Source organism: Streptomyces sp. NPDC040622 (genome assembly GCF_055593965.1).
The window spans coordinates 1-14,996 of the sequence record NZ_JBVIXD010000017.1; the positions used below are offsets into that span (position 1 = coordinate 1).

Below are 14,996 nucleotides of genomic sequence, written 5' to 3' on the forward strand. Positions count from 1 at the left end.
CGCCGGCCTGGTCGGCTACCTGGCCTCCGACACCGCCGCCTCCCTCACCTCCCAGGCCCTGAACGTCTGCGGCGGACTCGGCAACTTCTGACCGCAGGCGCCGTCCGGGCCCCACCAGCCAACAGACCAAGGAGAGTTGACCATGACGACGCGTGAGGTCGAGCACGAGATCACGGTGGCGGCCCCGGCCGGGACCGTCTACCGGCTGATCGCCGAGGTGGAGAACTGGCCGCGGATCTTCCCGCCCACCCTCCACGTCGACCATGTCGAACAGGGCGAGCACGAGGAGCGCATCCGGATCTGGGCGACCGCCAACGGCGAGGCCAAGCAGTGGACCTCGCGCCGCACCCTGGACCCGGAGAACCTGCGGATCGGCTTCCGCCAGGAGGTCTCCACGCCGCCCGTCGCGGCGATGGGCGGCACCTGGCTGATCGAGCCGCTGTCCCCGGACACCTCCCGTATCCGGCTGCTGCACGACTACCGGGCCGTCGACGACGACCCGGCGGGCCTGCGGTGGATCGACGAGGCCGTCGACCGCAACTCCCGCGCGGAGCTGTCCGCCCTCCAGCAGAACGTGGAACTGGCCGTCGCCGACGAGGCGTTGACGTTCTCCTTCGAGGACAGCGTGCGGGTGCGGGGCAGCGCCAAGGACCTGTACGACTTCATCAACGAGGCCGGGGCGTGGGCCGAGCGGCTGCCGCACGTGGCCACCGTCCGCCTCCAGGAGGACACCCCGGGCCTGCAGAGCCTGGAGATGGACACCCGCGCCAAGGACGGCTCGGTGCACACCACCAAGTCGTACCGGGTCTGCTTCCCGCACCACAAGATCGCCTACAAGCAGGTCACGCTGCCCGCGCTGATGACCCTGCACACCGGGCACTGGACGTTCGCCGAGGACGAGGAGGGCACCACCACCGCTTGCTCGCAGCACACGGTGGTGCTCAACACCGCGAACATCACCCGGGTCCTGGGCGCGGACGCCACCGTCGCCGACGCCCGCGACTACGTGCGCGGCGCGCTGTCCGCCAACAGCCGGGCCACCCTGGGTCACGCCAAGGACTACGCGGAGAAGCACTGATCATGTCCGTGGACCGTCTCGAGAGCGACGTCGTCGTCGTGGGCGCGGGGCCGGTCGGGCTGATGCTCGCCGGTGAACTGCGCCTGGGCGGCGCCGACGTCGTCGTACTGGACCGGCGCGAGGGCCCCACCACCCAGTCGAGGGCCTCGACGCTGCATGCCCGCACCATGGAGCTCCTCGACGCCCGCGGCCTGCTCCATGAACTGGGCACACCGCCGAGCGAGGTGCGCGGGCACTTCGGCGGGATGGCGCTGGATCTGACCCTGCCCAGCACGCACCCGGGGCAGTGGAAGGTGCCCCAGACCCGCACCGAACAGCTCCTGGGCGACTGGGCCGTGCGGCTCGGCGCCCGGGTGCGGCGCCGGCACGAGGTGCGCGCGGTGCGCGCCACGCACCGCCGGGTGGAGGTGGTGGCCGCCGGGCCCGCCGGCCCGGTGCGGGTGCGCGCCCGCCATCTGGTGGCCTGCGACGGCCAGGACTCCACGGTGCGGCGCCTGCTGGGCGCCGCCTTTCCCGGCCAGGACGCCGGGCGCGAACTGCTGCGCGCCGACGTCGCCGGCCTGGACATCCCCGACCGGCGCTTCGAACGGCTGCCCGCGGGGCTGGCCATCGCGGCCCGGCGCGCCGACGGCGTGACGCGGGTGATGGTGCACGCGTTCGGCGTACGGGCGAAGGCGCGTACCGCGGAGCCGGACTTCGGCGAGGTGTGCGACACCTGGAAGCGGGTGACCGGGGAGGACATCAGCTGCGGCGAGCCGCGCTGGGTGAACGCCTTCGGCGATGCCTCCCGCCTCCTTGCCCAGTACCGGCACGGCCGCGTGCTGTTCGCGGGCGACGCCGCGCACCAGCAGATGCCCATCGGCGGCCAGGCCCTCAACCTCGGGCTCGCCGACGCGGTCAACCTGGGCTGGAAGCTGGCCGCCGTGGCCCGCGACCGGGCGCCCGCCACCTTGCTGGACAGCTATCACGGCGAGCGGCACGCGGTGGGCCGCCGGGTGCTCGACAACATCCGGACCCAGGCGCAGCTGCTGCTCGGCGGCGACGAGGCCGGCTGCCTGCGCGCCCTGCTGGGCGAGCTGCTGGCGACGCAGGACGTCCGCCGCCACCTCGCCGGGATGATCTCCGGCCTGGACGTGCGCCACGAGGTGGGGCCGGGACGGCATCCGCTGCTGGGCGCCCGCCTGCCGCATCTTTCCCTGACGGTCGATCAGCAGGCGTGTTCCAGCGCGGAGTTGCTGCGTGCCGGGCGTGGCGTGCTGCTGACGCTGGGCGGGCGGGACGCCGGGCTGCAGCGGGCGGTGGTGCCCTTCGCCGACCGGGTGACCTGTGTGGCGGCGCACGTCACAGAACCGGCAGGGCCGCTGCGGGGCGTCACCGCGCTCCTGGTGCGCCCCGACGGGCACATCGCCTGGCTGCGGCCCGACCCGCAGGCCGGGCCGCTGCACGAGGCGCTCACCCGCTGGTTCGGGCCCGCACGGCCCGGCCCTGACGCGCCGCACGACCGTTTGCCCCATCCGCACCCTGCTGCCCCTGGAGAGTGAGCCATGAACACGAGCGAGTGGACGGACGAGCGCTACGACGTGGCGATCCTCGGCGCGGGCCTGGCGGGCGGCATGCTGGGCGCGGTGCTGGCCCGCAACGGCGTCAAGGTGCTCCTGATCGACGCCGGGCTCCACCCGCGGTTCGCGGTGGGCGAGTCGACGATCCCCTACACCTCGGCCATGACCCGCATCGTCGCCGAGCGCTACCGGGTGCCCGAGATCGAGGCGCTGGCCTCCTTCCGCGGCGTCCAGGACCACGTCTCCCCCATGTCGGGCCGCAAGCAGAACTTCGGCTTCGTCTACCACCGCGAGGGACAGGACCAGAACCCCGAGGAGATCAACCAGCTGGTGGTGCCCGAGTGGCAGCGCACCGAGAACCACCTCTTCCGGCAGGACACCGACGCCTACCTCTTCCATCTGGCGGTGCGCTACGGGGCCACGCCGCTGCTCAACACCCGCATCGCCGACATCGAGACCGGCCCCGACGGGGTGGTGCTGCGCTGTGACAGGGGCACCGCCCACCGGGCCCGGTACCTGGTGGACAGCGGGGGTTTCCGCTCGCCGGTCGCCGAGAAGTTCGCGCTGCGCGAGGAGCCCACCCGGGCCCGGCACCACTCGCGTTCGCTGTTCACGCACATGGTGGGCGTCACCCCCTACGACCGGGCGCCCTCGGCCGCCGGGCACAAACAGCCCAGCCCCTGGCACCACGGCACCCTGCACCACGTCTTCGACGGCGGCTGGCTGTGGGTGATCCCCTTCGACAACCACGACGGGGCGCTCAGCCCGCTGTGCAGTGTGGGCCTGACCCTGGACGAGCGCGTGCACCCCAAGGGCGCGGCCTCGCCGCAGCAGGAGTTCGACGCGTTCCTGGCGCGCTTCCCGCAGATCGCCGAGCAGTTCACCGACGCGCGCGCGGTACGCCCCTGGGTGAGCACCGGGCGCCTGCAGTACTCCTCCACGAACACCGTCGGCGAGCGCTACTGCCTGACCGCGCACGCCGCCGGGTTCACCGACGCGCTGTACTCGCGCGGTCTGACCAACACCCTCGAGGTCGTCAACTCCCTTGCCTGGCGGCTGATCGAGGCCTCCCGCGACGGCGACTGGTCCACCGGCCGGTTCGCCTACATCGACCGGCTCCAGCAGGGGCTGTACGACGTGCACGACGATCTCGTCTACAGCTCGTTCGTGGGCTTTGGCCACTACGACCTGTTCAACGCGGTGCTGCGCGTGTGGGAGTCCACCAGCATCATGCCGACGATGACCGTCGAGCGGGCCTACCGCCGCTTCATGGCCGAGCGGGACGAGCAGATCCTGCGGGACCTGGAGGAGACCTCCACGCCCGGCCTGCCCTCCCCCGTCGGCGAGGACATCAGCGCGCTGCTCGCCTTCACCCGCACCACCTGCCAGGAGGTGGAGGCCGGCCGGCTCGAGCCGGCCGAGGCGGCGCGGCGGATCTTCGCCCGCGTGGCGGACTCGGAGTTCCTGCCGGCCCCGTTCGCGCTCGGCGACCCCGCCACGCGCTGTTTCGAGGCCACCCCCGAACTGCTGGGGCAGGCCGTTCAGTGGGGCAGGACCAAGGCCCCGCAGCACATCGCAGAGCTCTTCGGCTGACGCGTGCCAGACAGTCGGCCACCGGACATCGAAGGAAGGTCCAGCATGGACGCGGACGTGATCGTGGTCGGGGCGGGCCCGACCGGGCTGATGCTCGCCGGAGAACTGCGCCTGGGCGGGGCGCACGTCATCGTGGTGGAACGCCTCCCGCGGCCCACCGGGCAGTCCCGCGGGCTGGGGTTCACCGCCCGCGCCATGGAGGTGTTCGACCAGCGCGGGCTGCTGGCGCACTTCGAAGGGCTCGAGGTGGCGCCGCTGGGCCACTTCGGCGGCGTGCAGTTCGACTACACCGTCCTGGCGGACGCCCACTTCGGTGCGCGCGGCATCCCGCAGTCGCGCACCGAGGGCGTCCTGGAGCGGTGGGTGATCTCCCTGGGCGCCGACCTGCGGCGCGGCTGGGAGTTCCTCGAACTCGAGGAGAGCGAGGACCGCGTGGAGATCGCGGTGGCCACGCCCCGGGGCGTGCAGCGGCTGAGCGCCCCCTACCTGGTGGGCTGCGGCGGCGGCAGCAGCGCGGTGCGCCGGGCGGCCGGGTTCTCCTTCCCCGGCACCGGTGCCACCCGCACCATGTACCTGGCCGACGTGGCCGGGTGCGAGCTGCGGCCCCGGTTCCTGGGCGAGCGGCTGGAGGGCGGCATGGTGATGGCCGCGCCGCTGGGTGAGGGCGTGGACCGCATCATCGTGGTGCCGGACCAGACGCCGGTCCACGAGCAGGAGCGGGCGGTGTCCTTCAGCGAGGTCGCCGACGCCTGGCGGAGGATCACCGGGGAGGACATCGGCCACGGCACGGCCCACTGGGTCAGCTCGTTCACCGACGCGACGCGGCAGGTCACCGAGTACCGGCGCGGGCGGGTGCTGCTCGCCGGGGACGCCGCGCACATCCATCTGCCGGCCGGCGGGCAGGGCCTGAGCACCGGGGTGCAGGACGCCGCCAACCTGGGGTGGAAGCTGGCCGCCCAGGCGCTCGGGACGGCGCCCGAGGGGCTGCTCGACTCCTACCACGCCGAGCGGCACGCGGCCGGTGAGCGGCTGCTGATGAACACGCAGGCGCAGGGCATGCTGTTCGTCGGCGGGCCCGAGATGGACCCGCTGCGCGCCCTGTTCGGTGAGCTCATCCAGTACGACGACGTCAAACGGCACCTGGCCGGGCTGGTCAGCGGCGTCGACATCCGCTACGCCACGATGGCCGGCGGGCATCCCCTGCTGGGCCGCCGCCTGCCGCCGCGTGTCCTGCACGGCGAGGCGGGCCCGACCAGCACGATGGAGCTGCTGCACCCGGCGCGCGGGGTGCTCCTGGACCTGGCAGGGGACGCCGCGGTGCGCGCGGCGGCGGAGCCCTGGCGCGGGCAGGTCGACGTCGCCGCCGTGCGGCCCGGTCCCGGCTCACCCGCGCCGCTGGACGCGGCCGCGCTGCTGGTGCGCCCGGACGGCTATGTGGCCTGGGCCGCCCGCGAGGCGGGCGACCGGGAGGCGGTGGCCGCTCTGCGGGCGGCGCTGCACCGCTGGTTCGGCCCGCCGCGCGGCACGGGAGAGGCCGGGCAGCACACGGACACGGCTTCGGCGCGGGCGCGGTGAGCGGGCCGCCGCCCCGCTCGCCCGGCGTGCGGTCCCTGACCCTCAACGCCGCGGGCACCGAGCTGTCCGCCCTGCTCGGCACGCCCCGCGGCACGGCGCCGCGGGCCACCGTGCTCGCCCTGCACGGCGGCGGCATGAGCGCCGCCTACTTCGACGGGCAGGCGCACCCCGACCAGTCGCTGTTCACCCTGGGCATGCGCCTGGGCTACCAGGTGCTGGCCCTGGACCGGCCCGGCTACGGCGCCTCGGCCGCGCGGCTGCCGCACGGCCAGTCGCTGGCCGGGCAGGCCCGCACCGTGCGCGCCGCGCTCGCCCGGTTCGCCGCCGGGCACCCGGTGGGCGCGGGCGTGTTCGTCCTGGCCCACTCCTACGGCGGGAAGCTGGCCCTGACGTGCGCGGCCGGGCCGCCCCTGCCCACCGGGCTGCTGGGGCTCGACATCTCCGGCTGCGGCCACCGCTTCGCCGTACCCGCGCACCGGCTGCCCTCGGCGGCCGGGCACGGGCACTGGCGGCACAACTGGGGTGCGCTGCGGCTGTATCCGCCGGACACGTTCCGCGCCTGCGCGGACACGGTCACCACGATGCCGGTGCGCGAGCGGGCCGAGGCGGCGCGCTGGCCCGACTCCTTCGCGCGGCTGGCCGCGCGGGTGCGGGTGCCCACCCGGCTGACGTTCGCCGAGCACGAGGCGTGGTGGCGCCACGACGAGGAGGCCCTGGCCGATCTGCGGGCCCGTTTCACCCACGCCGAGCCGCTGGTGGTGGACCGGCAGGCCGACGCGGGCCACAACATCAGCCTGGGCTGGTCGGCCCGCACCTACCACCTGCGCGCCCTGGCCTTCCTGGCGGAGTGCCTGGCGCGGCGCGAGGCGGCGCCCGCGCGCCGTCCCGCGGCGGCCTGACACCGTCCGCCCCCGCCCGGACCTGCCGGGCGCCCCGCCCCGCGCAGTCCCGCGCACCCTTCGACGGAAGCGATCCGCCCATGACCCCCACCGACCCCCTGCCGCTGTTCGTCTGGCCCACCGACGTGTCCGTGCTGCGCGCCATGGACGGCGCGGCGCGGACCCGGACCGTGCGCACCTGGCTGTGCCGGGAGCTGGGCCACGCCCTGGGCGTGCCGCCGGCCCACCGCCTGCGGCCGGACCTGCCGCTGCGCGCCCTGGGCGTGGACTCGCTGCTCGCGCTGCACCTCAAGCGGCAGCTGGAGTCGGCCCTGCGCATCCGGCTCACGGCGCACGACCTGCTGCGCGAGGCGAGCGTCACCGAACTGGCCGCGCTGCTCGCCGAGCTGGCGGCGCGGCCGGAGCCGGCCGGCTCGGGCACCGCACCCCGATGACATCCACGACATCCGCGACATCCGCGACACCCGCCCGCAAGGAGGGAAGCGATGAACGACCCACGCAACGCCGTCGAGCAGTTGAGGCAGATCAAGGAGCGGGTACGGGAGGGGCCGGACCCGGCGGCGACCGAACGTCAGCACGCCAAGGGCAAGCTGACCGCGCGCGAGCGCATCGAACTGCTCCTGGACAAGGGCAGTTTCCAGGAGGTCGAGGCACTGCGCAGGCACCGGGCCACCGGCTTCGGCCTGGAGGCCAAGAAGCCCTACACCGACGGTGTCATCACCGGGTGGGGCACGGTGGAGGGCCGCACGGTCTTCGTCTACGCGCACGACTTCCGGATCTTCGGCGGCGCGCTCGGCGAGGCGCACGCCACGAAGATCCACAAGATCATGGACATGGCCATCGCGGCCGGCGCCCCGCTGGTCTCGTTGAACGACGGCGCGGGCGCCCGCATCCAGGAGGGTGTCTCGGCGCTGGCCGGCTACGGCGGCATCTTCCAGCGCAACACGAAGGCCTCCGGCGTCATCCCGCAGATCAGCGTGATGCTCGGCCCGTGCGCGGGCGGCGCGGCCTACTCGCCGGCCCTGACCGACTTCGTGTTCATGGTCCGAGAGACCTCGCAGATGTTCATCACCGGCCCGGACGTCGTCAAGGCCGTCACCGGCGAGGAGATCACCCAGAACGGCCTCGGGGGCGCCGACGCGCACGCCGGGACGTCGGGAGTGGCGCACTTCGCCTACGACGACGAGGAGACCTGCATCGGCGAGGTCCGCTACCTCCTGTCGATGCTGCCCGCCAACAACCGTGAACTGCCGCCGCGTTCGCGCGGCGAGGACTCCGCCGACCGGCGGTGCCCGGCCCTGTGCGAGGTGGTGCCGGCCGACGGCAACCGCTCGTACAACATCCGCGAGGTGATCGAGGAGCTCGTCGACGACGGCGAGTACCTGGAGGTGCACGCCGCCTGGGCGCCCAACCTGGTGTGCGCGCTCGCCCGGCTGGACGGCGCCACGGTGGGCGTCCTGGCCAACCAGCCCGCCGCGATGGCCGGGGTCCTGGACATCAGGGCCAGCGAGAAGGGCGCGCGGTTCGTGCAGTTCTGCGACGCCTTCAACATCCCCCTGCTCACCCTCGTGGACGTGCCCGGCTTCCTGCCCGGGGTCGACCAGGAGCACGAGGGCATCATCCGGCGCGGCGCCAAACTCCTGTACGCGTACTGCAACGCGAGCGTGCCGCGGATCTCGGTGGTGCTGCGCAAGGCGTACGGCGGCGCGTACATCGTCATGGACTCCCGCTCCATCGGCGCCGACATCGCGCTGGCCTGGCCCACCAACGAGATCGCCGTCATGGGCGCGGAGGGCGCCGCCAACGTCGTCTTCCGCCGGGAGATCGCCGCCGCCGACGACCCGGAGGCGATGCGCGCGCAGAAGATCGCCGAGTACCGGCGCGAGCTGGTCCACCCCTACTACGCCGCCGAGCGCGGCCTGGTCGACGACGTCATCGATCCGGCCGACACCCGCGCGGTCCTGATCAGCGCCCTGTCCATGCTCGAGGCCAAGGACGCGGGCCTGCCGCGCCGCAAGCACGGCAACCCCCCGCAGTGAGGACCACGATGAGCAAGCAACCGGCCCCGCCCGCACCCCTGGTGCGCATCGAACGGGGCGATCCCACGCCCGAGGAGCTCGCCGCGCTGCTCGCGGTGCTGCGGCTGCGCCTGGCCCCGGACGGGCAGGACCGCGGGCGGGCGCCGCGCGCCCCGGCGCGCTGGTACCGCGGCCAGCCCACCCCCTTCGAGCCGCGGGCCTGGCGCAGCAGCGCCTACCGGCGCGCCGCCTGAATCCGTGCCCGCACCCCCTGTCCCGGTGCGGCACCCCCCTGTCGTGCGGGCGCGGGTCTCCCGCCCGCCGGAGAAAGGATCCACCATGTCCCTGCTGGAGGACGCCGCCGCCGTGGCGGCGCTGGACGACGACACCACCCTGGCGGCGCTGCGCGATCAGCTGCGGCTGCTCAACGACCGTCTGGAGGTGGCACAGCTGTGTGACCGCTACGTCATGCACCTGGACAAGGACCGCTCCCACAACGACTGGCTGGACTCGGTGTTCACCGACGACGTGCATCTGACCTTCCCCTTCGGGGAGTTCAGGGGCCTGGCGGGGCTCGCAGGGTTCCAGGAGATGGCGCGGACCACGTTCGCGCGCACCCATCACCTGTGCGCCAACCACGTCGTGGACGTGACGGGCGACACCGCCCGGGTGCGGTCCCACCTGATGGCCGTGCACGTCAAGGACACCGACGAGCCGGCCGGGCACTTCGACATCGGCGGACACCTGGAGGCGCAGACGGTACGCACCGAACGCGGCTGGCGCATCCGCCGGTTCGTGTTCGACCTGGTGTGGCAGAACGGCCAGGCTCCGGCGGCCAAGATGGGCGCCTGAGCGGCTCGCAGGAGCGGCGGTGCGACGACGGCGTCGCACCGCCCGGCACCGGCCGACCGGCCGGTGCCCGTTCGCGGAAGGGTGAGTGAATGTCCACTTCGGCCCGCGGGTACCCCACCCGCGCCCGCCTCCTGGACGCCGCGGAGCACCTGCTGCGCGACCGGGGCCTGTCCGCGGCCACCACCAAGGCCATCGCCGCCGACGCGGGGTGCTCCGAGGGGGCCCTCTACCGGCACTTCACCGGCAAGGGCGACCTGCTGGGCACGCTGCTGCGCGAGCGGCTGCCGGTGGCGGGCCCGCTCCTTGCGGGCGCCGGGTGCGACGAGGACGCCGAGGCGTGCTGTGTGCGCCTGGTGCGCCAACTGGTCTGGTTCTACGAGCAGTCCATGCCGTTGATCGGCGCGCTGTTCGCCGACCGGGCGCTGCTGCCCGGTCTGCACCCGCTGCCCCGCGGCACCGCCGCGGCCCCCGACGAGCTGCTCGATGCGGTGGTGCGCCGCCTGCGGACGCTGCGCGAGTGCGGCCGGGTGGGTGCCGACGCGGATGTGCGCGCGGCGGCCGCGCTGCTGCTCGGCGTCTGCTTCCAGCGCGCCACGCTCCCCCGGATGGCGCCGGGCGGCCGGGCGTGGCCCGCCGAGGAGTTCACCGCCGCCGCGGGTCGCGCCGTGGCGGCCTGCCTGACCGGCCGCGCACAGCACCCATCTCTGGCCGAACACCCCTTCCCTTGCAAGGAGTTGGAATGAAACACAGCCCCCTGGACACCGTCGCGCGTTTCGCGGGCCTGATCTTCGTGGGGATCTTCGCCGGGTTCCTCGTCGCGGTCGTCGTCCTGGAGACCTCGCTGCGCGACTACGACGGCCCGGTGTACGCGCAGGTGCGCCAGGTCGAGCTGGACGGCCTGGACACCCTCGCCTCCGCGACCCTGATCCCGGCGATCCTCGCCACCGTCGCGCTGATCGTGGCCTTGCGCCGCTCACGGGGCCGCGACCTGTGGCTGCCGGTGGCGGCGCTCGCCCTGATGCTCGTGGTGCTGGTGGTGACACTGACCGTCAACCTGCCCATCAACGGCGACCAGAAGGACTGGACCGTCGCCTCCCCGCCGTCCGACTGGGCCGAGGTGCGCGACGAGTGGCAGACCGCGCACGTGGTCCGGGCCGTCGCGGCCGTCGCCGCCTTCGCCCTGCTGCTCGTGTCCGCCCTGACCCGCTCGGCGGCGACGGCCGTCGGCGCGCGCACCGCCCCGCCCGTGTCCGCCGGCAGCCGCTGACCCCAGAGGGGCTGCCGGCACCTTCCCCTCCCCCGCGCCCCCTGGGCGCGGGGGCTTTTCTCATGCCCCGGGGCGGGCAGGGGGTTCAGGCGGAGCGGGCGAGGCGGCGGGCGAGGGCTCCCTGCAGGCGCCGGCGGTGCAGTTCTCCGGTCGCGCCGCGCGGCAGGCCACCCATGAGTTCCAGCCGGGCGGGCAGGTGCGCGGGCGAGACGCCCTGACCTAGCAGGTGGTCGCGCAGTTCCAGAAGGGTGGGCGGGTCGCCGTCGGGGACCACGGCGGCGCAGGCCAGTTCGCCGTGCTGGGGATCGGTGCAGGCCACGACGGCGGCCTCGGCGACCCGGGGGTGGTCCAGCAGCCGCTCCTCGATCTCGGTGACCGGGACGAGGAAGACGCCGCCGACCTCCTCGGTGCCCGGCCGGGGCCGCCCGGTCCGCGCCGGGCCCTGCGCCCCGTCCGCCGGGTCGTGGGCAAGGGTGCCGTCCGGGCGCCAGGTCGGACTCGGGGCGCCGCCGCCGCGCCGCCACACCGCCAGCGGCGCGGCCGCGGGCGCCTGCGGCCCCTGCGCCTCCTCCAGGACCAGCCCCAGCACCTGGTGGACCTGCTGGGCCGGCGCGGCCCGCGCGCCCGCCGGGCCGGTCGTGAAGGCGCGGTCCAGCGCGTCCAGCGGGCGCGCCAGCCGGCGCTGCGCGGCGACGAGTTCGGCCCACTGGGCGGGGCTGGCACAGGCCTGCCGGGCACAGGTCAGGGCCATCAGGTCCAGGGCTGCCTCGGGGTCCCACCGGTCCTGCAGGACGACCGTGCCGCCTCGGCTGAGCGGGCCGATCACCGTGTGCAGCAGCGAGGGCAGCGCGGCCAGCGGCAGTGCGGAGAAACAGGCGCCGCCCGGCCGCTCCTGCGGTGCCAGGCCCGCGTGCAGGGTGTTGGGGGTGTGCAGGGCCATGCGGTGCGCCCCGTGCAGGCCCAGCGAGGTGACCGCCAGGCAGATCCGGTCGGCGGACGCCGTGGGCAGCGGCAGTGCGGCGGGCGGGCGGTGGCGCTCGTGCGGGGTGCGCAGGAAGTGCCGGTCGAAGTCGATCGCACCGGTGTCGTCCGCGTCGCCGAGCACGGCCCGGTGGCGCAGCCAGGGCAGCCGGGGGGCCAGGCCCGCCAGGATGCGGGCGGGTGCGGCGCCCTCCCACTGGTCGGGCACGACGCACAGCCGGGGCTGGGCCGCGCCCAGGACGGCCTCCAGGTCGTGGGCGCCGTAGCCGGGCATGACCGGGACGGCCACGGCGCCGGTGCGCAGGCATGCCAGCAGCAGCGCGCAGGTCTCCCAGCGGTTGGGCAGCTGGAAGGCGACCGGGTCGCAGGGCCGTACGCCCAGGGCGTCCAGGGCGAGCGCGAACCGGTCGGTGCAGGCGGCGAGTTGGCCGTAGGAGATGCGGGTCACGCGGCTGGCCGCCGGGCGGTGCGCGCGGTGGGAGACGATCGCGGTGCGGTGCGGGTGCCGGGCCGCACCGCGGTACAGGTCGTGCAGCACGCTCTCGGTGCGCCACCGGCCCTGGGCCAGGAAGGTGCGGGCGGTCGCGGCGGGCGGGCGCAGGGCGCCGAGCGGGCCGGCGAGGGGGACCTCCGCGTCGTGCGGGGGCCGCCGCGGGCGGTCCGGTGGGCCGGGTGGGCCGGGGTGGGGTGTCACCATCACTGTCTCCTGCCGACGGCCCAGGCGACCTGGACCCGTGAGTTGCAGGCCAGCTTGCGCATCACGTGGCGGACGTGGTTGACCACCGTCCACTCGGCGATGTCCAGCTGGTGGGCGATCTGCCGGTTCGTCATGCCGTCGGCCACCAGCAGCGCCACCTGCAGCTGGCGCGGGGTCAGGGCGCCGGCCTCGCTGTGTTCGTCGGCGCGGCCGGGCTCGGCCACCGCCAGCGCCTCGGCGGCCATCGCCTCCGGGCGCAGCCGCAGGCCCTCCGTCCAGGCGGTGTCGAAGACGGTGCCGCCCAACTGGCGGCGGAGTTCGTCGGCGGCGGCCCGCAGCTGGTCCTGGTGCGCGCCGTCGGGCCGGGTCCCGGTGCGTGAGCGCAGCGCGTGGGCGGCGGCCAGCAGGCGGGCGGCGCGCTGGGGCTGGCCCGCGGTGCGCACCAGGAGCAGGGCGAAGGTGTCCAGGACGGCGGGCAGTTCGGTGCGCTCGTCGATCGACTCGTACAGGCCGATGCTCTCGCGCAGGGCGGCGCGGGCGGCTTGCTCGTCGTCCTCGTGCAGGGCGAGGTGGGCGCCGACGCAGCGGGTGCGGGCCAGGTCGCGGACGGCGCCGTTCTGCCGCTGGATGCGCTCGGCGCGCTCCAGCAGGGCGCGGGCCGCTTCCCGGTCGCCGGCCGCGAGCAGGACCTCGGCCAGCGCGGTGGCGGCCTCGGCCGATCCTGCGGTGTCGCCCTGGACGTTGAGGGTGGTGCGGGCGGTGGCGAGCAGGGACTGGCCCGCGGCCCGGTCGCCGCAGCGGAAGAGGGCCTGTCCCCGGCGGGCGGAGGCGCGGGCGCCGGCGCCCGGGTCGCGCAGGCGTTTGTACACCTCGACGGCGCGGCGGTGGCGGTGGGCGGCGCCGTCGTGGTCGCCCAGGGCCGCGGCCAGGACGCCCGCGCCGGTGTACAGGCGGGCGCGGGCGCGCAGCCTCTCCTCGTCGTCCTGGCCGTCCTCGCCCTGCAGGGCGCGTGCGGTGGAGTCGAACCAGCGCAGGCCCTCGGTGAGTTCGCCGCGGATCAGCCAGGGGTACAGGCAGGCGGTGACCAGGGCGGCCCGCTCCAGCAGGGCCGCGGTGCGCTCCCGTTCGGGCGGCTCGCTGCGCCCGGTGCGTTCGCCGCCCCTGGCGCGCGTGCCGGGGTCCTCGCGGCCCTGGTGCCGCTCGCGTCCTTCGCGGCTCTCGCGGCTCTCGCAGGAGGCAGGGGTGTCGTGCGGGCCGGGTTCGCCGGCGAGGTGGCGCAGCGCGGCCAGCACGTTGTCGTGCTCGGCGGCCGCGGCGCGCAGCCAGCGCTGCTGCTCGGAGCCCTGGAAGCGGCCTTCGAGGGTGTGCAGCAGCTTCTGGTAGTAGCGGGCGTGCGCCTGGCGGGCCGCCGCGGCCTGCTGGTGGCCGGCCTCCTCCAGCAGGGCGAGGCCGTAGGCGCGCAGGGTGCGCGACATGGTCAGCCGGCTCTCGGTGCGCGGGTTCTCCTCCAGGGTGAGCAGGTTGCGGTCCAGCAGGGCCTCCAGGGCGACGGCGGTCTCCCCCGCGCCCAGGGGGGAGACCTTCTCCGCGGTGGCCAGGGTCAGGCCTTTGTGGAACAGGGCGAGCCGGGCGAGCAGCGCGCGCTGGCCCGGGGTCAGGCTGCGGCAGCTCCAGTGGGCGATGGCCAGGGTGGAGCGCTGGCGTTCGGGTACGTCGACGGGGCCCGGCAGATGGCTGTCGCCGCCGCGCCGCAGCCAGGAGCGCAGTTCCTGGGGCGGGTAGAGGCGCAGGCGGCGGGCGGCGAGTTCCAGGACGAGCGGGACGCCTTCGAGAAGGTTGCAGATGTCGACGACGGCCTCGACGTTCTCCGCGGTGAGCGCGAAGGCGGGGTTCGCCTCGTGGGCGCAGCCGGTGAAGAGCCGTACGGCCGGGTTGTCCTGCACGTCGGCGACGTCGGGGTCGAGCAGGGCTCCGGGCGCGGGCAGCGGCGGCACGGGCACGACCCGTTCGCCGTACAGGCGCAGGACCTCCTGTCCGGTGGCCAGGACGGTGAGGGCGGGGGTGCGGGCGAGGTGGGCGGCGAGTACCGGGGCGAGGGCGGGGGCGATGTGTTCGATGCCGTCGGCCAGGAGCAGGGTGCGCCCGGCGGCTTCCCGCGCGAGCCGTGCGATCTCCTCGACGCGTGCGAACGCGTCGGACGGGTCGGTGCAGGCGGGCAGGTCCAGGGGGTGGATGCCGCCGGGGAACAGGCCGGCGACCGAGCGGGCGGCCTCGGCGGCCAGCCGGCTCTTGCCGACGCCGCCGGTGCCGGTCAGGGTGATCAGACGTACGGCGGGGTCCTGGAGTCTGCCCTGGACACCGATCAGGTCGAGTTCGCGGCCCACCAGTTCGGCCGCCGGCTGAAGCACCCGCAGATCCGTCGACATGTCCCCCCTCATGACTGGCCGGCACCGGGTCCTGCCCTGTGCTCGGGCCCC

The 14,996-nt window shown here is 74.9% G+C and carries 13 protein-coding genes and 1 pseudogene; 12 read left to right on the top strand and 2 right to left on the bottom strand.

Annotation, left to right across the window (positions count from 1 at the left end; translation table 11 throughout):
* The 12 genes and pseudogenes from ACZ592_RS35995 to ACZ592_RS36050 all read left to right on the top strand — a co-directional run.
* Positions 1 to 91 (top strand): annotated as a pseudogene (locus tag ACZ592_RS35995) (ketoacyl reductase); the annotation flags it as partial.
* 51 nt (positions 92 to 142) lie between these two features.
* Complete coding sequence (locus tag ACZ592_RS36000; protein ID WP_471585935.1) at positions 143 to 1,078, top strand: aromatase/cyclase; 936 nt, start codon at positions 143 to 145, stop codon at positions 1,076 to 1,078.
* A 2-nt stretch (positions 1,079 to 1,080) separates the two neighbouring features.
* Positions 1,081 to 2,619 carry an FAD-dependent monooxygenase gene (locus ACZ592_RS36005; RefSeq protein ID WP_471585936.1) on the top strand — a complete coding sequence of 513 codons (1,539 nt, stop codon included), beginning with the start codon at positions 1,081 to 1,083 and terminating at the stop codon, positions 2,617 to 2,619.
* Positions 2,620 to 2,622: 3 nt separating this feature from the next.
* Positions 2,623 to 4,230 carry an NAD(P)/FAD-dependent oxidoreductase gene (locus ACZ592_RS36010; protein WP_471585937.1) on the top strand — a complete coding sequence of 536 codons (1,608 nt, stop codon included), beginning with the start codon at positions 2,623 to 2,625 and terminating at the stop codon, positions 4,228 to 4,230.
* A gap of 45 nt (positions 4,231 to 4,275) precedes the next feature.
* Entirely contained in the window at positions 4,276 to 5,805 is a 1,530-nt protein-coding gene (locus ACZ592_RS36015; RefSeq protein ID WP_471585938.1) for an FAD-dependent monooxygenase, read from the top strand.
* A gap of 26 nt (positions 5,806 to 5,831) precedes the next feature.
* Positions 5,832 to 6,704, top strand: a complete 873-nt coding sequence (locus tag ACZ592_RS36020; protein ID WP_471585939.1) for an alpha/beta fold hydrolase — start codon at positions 5,832 to 5,834, stop codon at positions 6,702 to 6,704.
* Between the two features lie 80 nt (positions 6,705 to 6,784).
* Positions 6,785 to 7,138 (top strand): acyl carrier protein, encoded by a 354-nt coding sequence (locus ACZ592_RS36025; protein WP_471585940.1) that lies wholly within the window; start codon positions 6,785 to 6,787, stop codon positions 7,136 to 7,138.
* A 51-nt stretch (positions 7,139 to 7,189) separates the two neighbouring features.
* Positions 7,190 to 8,743: an acyl-CoA carboxylase subunit beta gene (locus tag ACZ592_RS36030; RefSeq protein WP_471585941.1), complete on the top strand. Its 1,554-nt coding sequence runs from the start codon at positions 7,190 to 7,192 to the stop codon at positions 8,741 to 8,743.
* A gap of 8 nt (positions 8,744 to 8,751) precedes the next feature.
* Complete coding sequence (locus ACZ592_RS36035; protein ID WP_471585942.1) at positions 8,752 to 8,976, top strand: acyl-CoA carboxylase epsilon subunit; 225 nt, start codon at positions 8,752 to 8,754, stop codon at positions 8,974 to 8,976.
* Positions 8,977 to 9,061: 85 nt separating this feature from the next.
* Positions 9,062 to 9,574, top strand: a complete 513-nt coding sequence (locus ACZ592_RS36040) for a nuclear transport factor 2 family protein (RefSeq protein ID WP_471585943.1) — start codon at positions 9,062 to 9,064, stop codon at positions 9,572 to 9,574.
* A gap of 89 nt (positions 9,575 to 9,663) precedes the next feature.
* Positions 9,664 to 10,317: a TetR/AcrR family transcriptional regulator gene (locus ACZ592_RS36045; RefSeq protein ID WP_471585944.1), complete on the top strand. Its 654-nt coding sequence runs from the start codon at positions 9,664 to 9,666 to the stop codon at positions 10,315 to 10,317.
* Positions 10,314 to 10,841 (top strand): anthrone oxygenase family protein, encoded by a 528-nt coding sequence (locus ACZ592_RS36050; protein WP_471585945.1) that lies wholly within the window; start codon positions 10,314 to 10,316, stop codon positions 10,839 to 10,841. Before ACZ592_RS36045 ends, ACZ592_RS36050 begins: the two co-directional genes overlap by 4 nt.
* Before the next feature lie 85 nt (positions 10,842 to 10,926).
* On the opposite strand, the gene ACZ592_RS36055 is transcribed toward ACZ592_RS36050, so the two are convergent.
* Positions 10,927 to 12,519, bottom strand: a complete 1,593-nt coding sequence (locus ACZ592_RS36055; protein ID WP_471585946.1) for an AMP-binding protein — start codon at positions 12,517 to 12,519, stop codon at positions 10,927 to 10,929.
* On the bottom strand, positions 12,519 to 14,945 hold the full coding sequence (locus tag ACZ592_RS36060) for an ATP-binding protein (protein ID WP_471585947.1): 2,427 nt from the start codon (positions 14,943 to 14,945) through the stop codon (positions 12,519 to 12,521). Before ACZ592_RS36060 ends, ACZ592_RS36055 begins: the two co-directional genes overlap by 1 nt.
* Positions 14,946 to 14,996 lie beyond the last annotated feature (51 nt).